This is a genomic window from Flavobacterium sp. (assembly GCF_039916025.1).
Lineage (GTDB): Bacteria > Bacteroidota > Bacteroidia > Flavobacteriales > Flavobacteriaceae > Flavobacterium.
This window is the reverse complement of sequence record NZ_JBDSMB010000169.1, coordinates 1-3,641: the sequence shown is the minus strand read 5'-3', so window position 1 is coordinate 3,641 and position 3,641 is coordinate 1. Positions and strand designations below refer to the sequence as shown.

Genomic DNA, 3,641 nt, shown 5'->3' with positions numbered 1-3,641 from the left:
CTTTCAGCTATTGCATTGGCAATATTCGAACCTCCATTTTGAAAAGCTTTGTTTGAAAAAACAACAAGATAAAAGTGGTGACTTGAACTTCCATCATTAGTTTGAGCCAATAAAAGACTACTTGCCGAAGTGCTATTATTACTATAACCAAAGGTGAAAATGGTGCAGGGTGAAAATGCTTTTACAATGTGGTCTACCACAAGTTGAGTTTCATGTTTTGGGAGAATGATAGTTTCCATGATTACTGATTTTTGATGCAAGTTAGCCACTCACTGTGTCGTACCGAACCAAATCACATTGTATGCTACCAAATACACTGGTATTTTACTACCGCTTTTAACTACTTATTTTTTCCAAATTGCATAGTTTCGTATTTCAAAAGATTTATTATATTTGGAGTATGAATACAACTACAAAACCAAAACACATAGGAAGAAACATTTCCCGCATCCGTGAACTCCGCGGCATGAAACAGGAAGCCCTCGCAATGGCAATCGGCGTAAGCCAGCAGACTATTTCTAATATTGAAGGAAGCGAAACTATTGATGATGATAAACTGCAGCTTATTGCAAAAGAATTGGGTGTTTCAGCTGAAGCTATTAAGGGTTTTTCGGAAGATGTAGTATTTCAAATTATTGGTAACACATACAATGATAATGCATCATCAATTAATTATGGGTGTACATTTAATCCAATTGACAAATTAATAGAAGCCTACGAAGAAAACAAAAAATTATACGAACGACTGCTTGAAGCAGAAAAGAAAAAATAAACCAGCCAATACAATTTTAAAAGCCTCTCAATTGAGAGGCTTTTGCTTTTGGTATTACAAATAAATGTCTGGTTTTATAAATTATCTAATCTATATTTCAACCAAATTACGATAGTCATATTTTTGGTATTCCGCCACTCTGTGCTTTTCTTTATTTAATTCTATTAGTTCATTCTTTACCTGCACCCTGTACCAATGTTCGGGTTTGGTATGTGAAAAAGCACTAAGCTTCAAAGCTACTTCTGCATTTAGCTTTCTCTCACCCGAAAGATATTTTTGAAGATTGCTGTCCCGCATTTCAAAATAGGTGGCTAACTTCCTTTTTGTTAAATTCAGTTCTTTCAGGTACATTTTAACAAAATCAAGAATCTTTAAAACGCTGTCATCGCTATCATTCTCAATATAATCTTCCAGTTTATATTGAATAGAAAGCAATTTGTTAGTCAGTAATTGTTCTTTTGATTGCTTGGCAGAATGAGAAGAAATAAATTCTTTTAATCCTTCTTTCTTTTTATCATTCCATATTTCTTCAGATTGAATTTCTTTATTTTTCATAATTCATTATTTAAAAATTCATTTATCAATTTTTCACTGCCTATCGGAGGAATAACCATAGTTGTTTCTCCAAATTTCAAAGCATTATAATTATTCGAATACACAACCATTAACTTTATTTCATCTTCTTTTTTTTCCTCCAGTACATCAAACGCCAGCCAGCCCTTATAAGTGTCATCGCCTCTTAAAAAACTTAGTCTGCAGGCATAGGCAATCAAACAACCCGCCACTTTTTCATATTCTTTAATTTTGCCATAATTATGAGGGGCAACCTCAACAAAGGCCATATAAGGTTCAACTTTATTTTTCATTTCAAAAGTCAGGCAGCCTTCAATTCTCTCAGGGGTTTCTTCTTTTACAAGAACATAAGTTTCAAAACCTGCTTTTTTAGCATGCTTGTTAAAGTTGAATCTCCAGCCGTCAGTTATAGACGGAAGTGCTGTTTTCAAAGATTTCGAGTTTAAAATCAAGGCGTCTGTTACTGTACCGTCTTTAACTTTTAGTATTTTCACCTTCATTTCTAAACTAATTTTCTACAACAAATATACTAAATAATTATACAAATTGTATAATTATTAGGTTAAATTTCAATTAAAAAATTATCCCAGAAATCAATGTATTTGTATCGTATCAAGAGTTTATAACCAAAAATAAATCTTCAGTACACAATTCAACACCACTAAACTTCTTGAAAAGCAAATCGTTTTTCGGCTTAATCTTTTTAAATGGGTACGGATAGTCAAATTATTTCTTTCAATAATATTAGTGCAATACTGAAATCTTCTATGAATGTCTTTAGGTATAAGAGCAGGAAATAGATTCAACCCATCAGTATAAACCCTTTTTGGTTCTAATAAAATTAACTTGTTAACTAAGGGTTGAATGTTCTCTTTAGTTTTTGAACCTAATATAAAATCAACAACCTGTTTACTTTTCCGCTCAATAGCATAAGTAATCCAGACAACGTTACTTTTGTTTCCTATAAACGTCCACATTTCATCCATTTCATAAGAACACCCTTTTTGATACAATGGTTTTGGTTCTAAGTTATTTCCAATATGGACAATTCTTGACAAAACAATATTAGTTGAAATCTTCAAAATCCTTGAAATACTCCTAATGCCACAACCTTCTTTCAAAAGAACAACTATAGAATCATTTGTATTTTTTTTATAAGCTTGATATGTATAACTTATTTGAAATTTCTTCCGACACAATTTACATCGATAACGTTGCACTTCTAATTGAAATCCATTTTTAACGGCTGTTCCACTGCAATGTGGGCAATATGCTTTTTTCATGTCCTAATTTACTACACAAAGCAAACAAAACCCTCCATTTTACTTACTCTAAAGATTTATAAATAATTAACTGAATATAATACTCATAAAAAAAACAGCAATTAGCTTTTATACTAACTGCTGTTTTTCATTTATTTACGAATTTAATTTTAGCAATGTCCTAATTTGATACATTACCTAAATTAGTATGCTCCAGTTTCTATTCCTGAAATCAAATTTTCATCATCAATCGAAACATTATAATATGCATTTGAAGCTACGTGTATAAAATATAATTTTATTAAATTATTATTTTCCTCATACTTATACAAAAGAACCTTATTCTCTCTTTTCGCCAAGCTATTATTAAAATCCAATTTGATGTTACTCTTTTCGATTATAACTACTTTATCGCAAATCTCAAAAGGAGTAATGCTTTCAAATAGATTTAAATTATTATAAATAATAATACTATCTTTATTTTGATTACATAACTGAAAATATTCAATAAATTTTTCAGACTTCACTATTTTTATTAGTTTCTCATTATCATTTTCAGTTTTACTGCATGAAGATAATATAAGTACAAATAAGTTGATATTCAATAACAAAATTGTTTTATAAATAATTTTCATTTTATTAAGATTTATATATTGGTTTAAGAACTCTCTTTTTCGCAGGCGCTGGAGCCTCATGTTGTTTTTGAGGAACTATAACTGTTATTTTCTTACGGTTTGCTTTTGGTAAAGTTGGCAGTACGCCTTTTTTTGCCCTTAATAAACTTGTTTGACTAACAGGGTTAAATTTATCCGATACCCAAGCCGTAGGCATTTTGTCTTTGGTATCAAGCCACCACCAAATTACATTTTCTATAGCAAATCCACGTTCATCAACTAAAGTTTGTTTACTGCAAATTCCGATGATATTGACCACCCAATTCCGATTTAAAGTGAGCACCTAATTCCGATTCAAAGTGACCATCTAATTCCAGTTTAAATTGACCACCCCAATTTTCATTAAAAAACTACTTTTTC

Annotated in this window: 7 protein-coding genes; 1 reads left to right on the top strand and 6 read right to left on the bottom strand. The window is 30.8% G+C overall.

The features are described 5' to 3' along the window. Positions 1-239, bottom strand: a 239-nt coding sequence (locus tag ABIQ27_RS12885) for a hypothetical protein (RefSeq protein WP_348034321.1), incomplete at its 3' end; no start/stop codon positions are given. A 161-nt stretch (positions 240-400) separates the two neighbouring features. Between ABIQ27_RS12885 and ABIQ27_RS12880 the strand changes: the two genes are divergently transcribed. After that, positions 401-772 (top strand): helix-turn-helix transcriptional regulator, encoded by a 372-nt coding sequence (locus ABIQ27_RS12880; protein WP_348034320.1) that lies wholly within the window; start codon positions 401-403, stop codon positions 770-772. Positions 773-862: 90 nt separating this feature from the next. Here the strand turns inward: ABIQ27_RS12880 and ABIQ27_RS12875 are convergent, their stop codons facing one another. The 5 genes from ABIQ27_RS12875 to ABIQ27_RS12855 all read right to left on the bottom strand — a co-directional run bounded on the left by ABIQ27_RS12875 (position 863) and on the right by ABIQ27_RS12855 (position 3,540). Then, positions 863-1,327, bottom strand: coding sequence for a helix-turn-helix domain-containing protein (locus tag ABIQ27_RS12875; protein ID WP_348034319.1), 465 nt, complete (start codon positions 1,325-1,327; stop codon positions 863-865). Further along, positions 1,324-1,845, bottom strand: coding sequence for a hypothetical protein (locus ABIQ27_RS12870; protein WP_348034318.1), 522 nt, complete (start codon positions 1,843-1,845; stop codon positions 1,324-1,326). The genes ABIQ27_RS12875 and ABIQ27_RS12870 overlap by 4 nt, the downstream gene beginning before the upstream one ends. A gap of 120 nt (positions 1,846-1,965) precedes the next feature. Continuing rightward, positions 1,966-2,628, bottom strand: coding sequence for an IS1 family transposase (locus ABIQ27_RS12865; RefSeq protein WP_348034317.1), 663 nt, complete (start codon positions 2,626-2,628; stop codon positions 1,966-1,968). 182 nt (positions 2,629-2,810) lie between these two features. After that, positions 2,811-3,242: a hypothetical protein gene (locus ABIQ27_RS12860; protein ID WP_348034316.1), complete on the bottom strand. Its 432-nt coding sequence runs from the start codon at positions 3,240-3,242 to the stop codon at positions 2,811-2,813. Between the two features lie 4 nt (positions 3,243-3,246). Next, entirely contained in the window at positions 3,247-3,540 is a 294-nt protein-coding gene (locus ABIQ27_RS12855; RefSeq protein ID WP_348034315.1) for a hypothetical protein, read from the bottom strand. Positions 3,541-3,641 lie beyond the last annotated feature (101 nt).